3 protein-coding genes are annotated in these 2,321 nt (G+C 40.4%); all 3 read left to right on the top strand.

Annotation, left to right across the window (positions count from 1 at the left end):
• The first annotated feature begins 79 nt into the window (after nucleotides 1-79).
• The 3 genes from tnpA (at nucleotide 80) to tnpC (ending at nucleotide 2,299) form a co-directional block, all read left to right on the top strand.
• Nucleotides 80-382, top strand: a complete 303-nt coding sequence (gene tnpA, locus ACTRWE_RS19065; RefSeq protein WP_036956872.1) for an IS66 family insertion sequence element accessory protein TnpA — start codon at nucleotides 80-82, stop codon at nucleotides 380-382.
• Nucleotides 379-729, top strand: coding sequence for an IS66 family insertion sequence element accessory protein TnpB (gene tnpB, locus ACTRWE_RS19060; protein ID WP_036956871.1), 351 nt, complete (start codon nucleotides 379-381; stop codon nucleotides 727-729). The genes tnpA and tnpB overlap by 4 nt, the downstream gene beginning before the upstream one ends.
• A gap of 76 nt (nucleotides 730-805) precedes the next feature.
• A complete protein-coding gene (gene tnpC, locus ACTRWE_RS19055) occupies nucleotides 806-2,299 on the top strand; it encodes an IS66 family transposase (RefSeq protein ID WP_036956870.1) in 1,494 nt (497 codons plus the stop codon).
• Nucleotides 2,300-2,321 lie beyond the last annotated feature (22 nt).

The raw sequence follows: 2,321 nt of genomic DNA, 5'->3' as shown, positions 1-2,321 counted from the left end.
GTAACCGTCGGCTAAACCACACCTAAACATTTATTTTATATTCGCTAAGCTCATTTCTTTTTAATCACAGGAGTGAGTTATGCAAACCAATCGAACACAACAATGGCTAGATTTAATTCGCCGACAACCAGGCTCTGGTTTAAACATACAAGATTTTTGCCAGCAAAATAACTTAGCAACGTCCACTTTTTATAAGTACCGCAAACAATTAACCGCCCAATCTAGTTTCAGCAAAGTGACCATTCAAACTGAACAAACCCGTTTGCAAGAAATTGTTGAGCCTGCCCATATCACACTGACTTTGCAGGTTGGAGAATTAAAATTGCCAGGTTCAACCTCTGCACAGTATTTGTCTGATTTGATTAGAGGTTTAGTTAAATGAAAATGTTTGTTGAGCCAAGTGACATTTACCTGCACCGCCCAGTGGTGGACTTTCGAAAATCGATTAATGGTTTAGCTAATATTGTTGTCGCTGAAATGAATTTAAATGTGATGTCCGGTGCTTTATTTATCTTCTGCAACAAAAGCAAAGATAAACTCAAAATCCTTTACTGGGATAAAACGGGGTTTGCTTTGTGGCATAAGCGATTAGAAAACAATAAGTTTAAATGGCCGAATGCCGAGCATGAAAACCAGCTTGTTTTATCTGAGCAACAACTGCACTGGCTGCTCGATGGCTTTGATATTGTTGGTCATAAACCGCTGATTTTATCAAACTTGAGCTTATAACTTTAGATCATACCTGATCAGCTTTTAATCTGAATAACATGCAGATAATCAGCGAGTTACAGGGTAAAATACCCCTATGACTGAACTAGAGCAGCAACTTCTCAAACGCATTGCCGAACTTGAAAAACAAGTAACGGATAAAGATTCCAGAATCGCGTATTTAGAAGAACAATTCAAATTAGCCCAACAAAAACAATTCGGTAAATCAACCGAAGGCCACCCTGCACAAGGTGATTTATTTAACGAAGCGGAAGACATCGCTGAGTTAGAACGTGAAGTTGAAGCTGAAAACGAAACCGTTACTTACACCCGTAAAAAAGCTAAACGCACTGCGTTACCGGCTGATTTACCACGCGAAGTGATTGTGCACGACATCGAAAATAAAAGCTGTGACTGCTGCGGTGGTGAAATGCATAAAATGGGTGAAGATAAATCTGAAAAACTTGAATTTATTCCAGCTCAAATCAAAGTGATTGAACATGTTAGACCTAAATACAGCTGCCGAGCCTGTGAGCAAAACGAAACACAAGTTCAAATCAAACAAGCCCCGATGCCAGCGAGTCCAATTCCTAAAGGCATTGCAACACCAAGCTTACTCAGCCAAATCATCACCAGTAAATATCAATACGCACTGCCGCTTTATCGGCAAGAAACCATGTTTAAACAACACGGCATTGAAATCAGTCGACAAACCATGAGTGACTGGATAATCAAATGTGCCAGTTTATTTAAACCACTGTATGACAAATTGCATCAAATCTTATTAGAGCAACATGTCATTCAAGCGGACGAGACCACAGTCAATGTGGTGAGTGATGACAAAACAAAATCCTATATGTGGTTATATTGCACAGGTACTGACACGCCTGTTGCAAATAACCCATTTAAAAATATCGTACTGTATGAATATCAGCCGGGTCGTTCGGGTTGTTATCCTGCGAATTTTTTACTTAATTATACAGGTTACCTTCAAGTGGATGGTTACCAAGGGTATGACCAAACTAAAGCTAAGCTTGCTGGCTGCTGGGCACATGCACGGCGTAAGTTTGATGAAGCTGAAAAAGCGCAACCCAAAGGAAAAACGGGCAAAGCAAATTGGGCGTTGAATCATATTCAAAAACTGTATCGAATTGAAACCAGAATCAAAGATAAAACAGCGCCTGAAAAACAAGCCATCCGGAAAAAAGAGTCGGAGCCATTACTTAACCAATATAAAGCTTGGTTGGAAAAATCTTTGCTCAATACCTTACCTAAATCCAAATTAGGGGAAGCGCTCAACTACAGCCTGAATCAATGGGATAAGTTGGTTCAATATGTTGAAGATGGTCATTTGTCTATCGACAATAATCGCGCTGAGCGGGCGATTAAACCCTTTGTCATTGGCCGCAAAAATTGGCTGTTTAGCCAAACAGCTAATGGGGCCAACGCCAGTGCAATGCTCTACAGCATAGTGGAAACGGCAAAGGCCAACGGACTAATACCTTACGATTATATTAGCTATTGTTTAACCCAAATCTGCAAACCGGGTTGCCAAATCGATGATTTACTGCCTTGGAATATCAAAAGCTAGGTGTGGATTGCCGGACGCTTAC

It is taken from the genome of Pseudoalteromonas sp. G5_S1_54_S4 (assembly GCF_054968565.1).
Note: the sequence above shows the minus strand (reverse complement) of the source record. Positions and strands in the feature narration are given on the sequence as shown.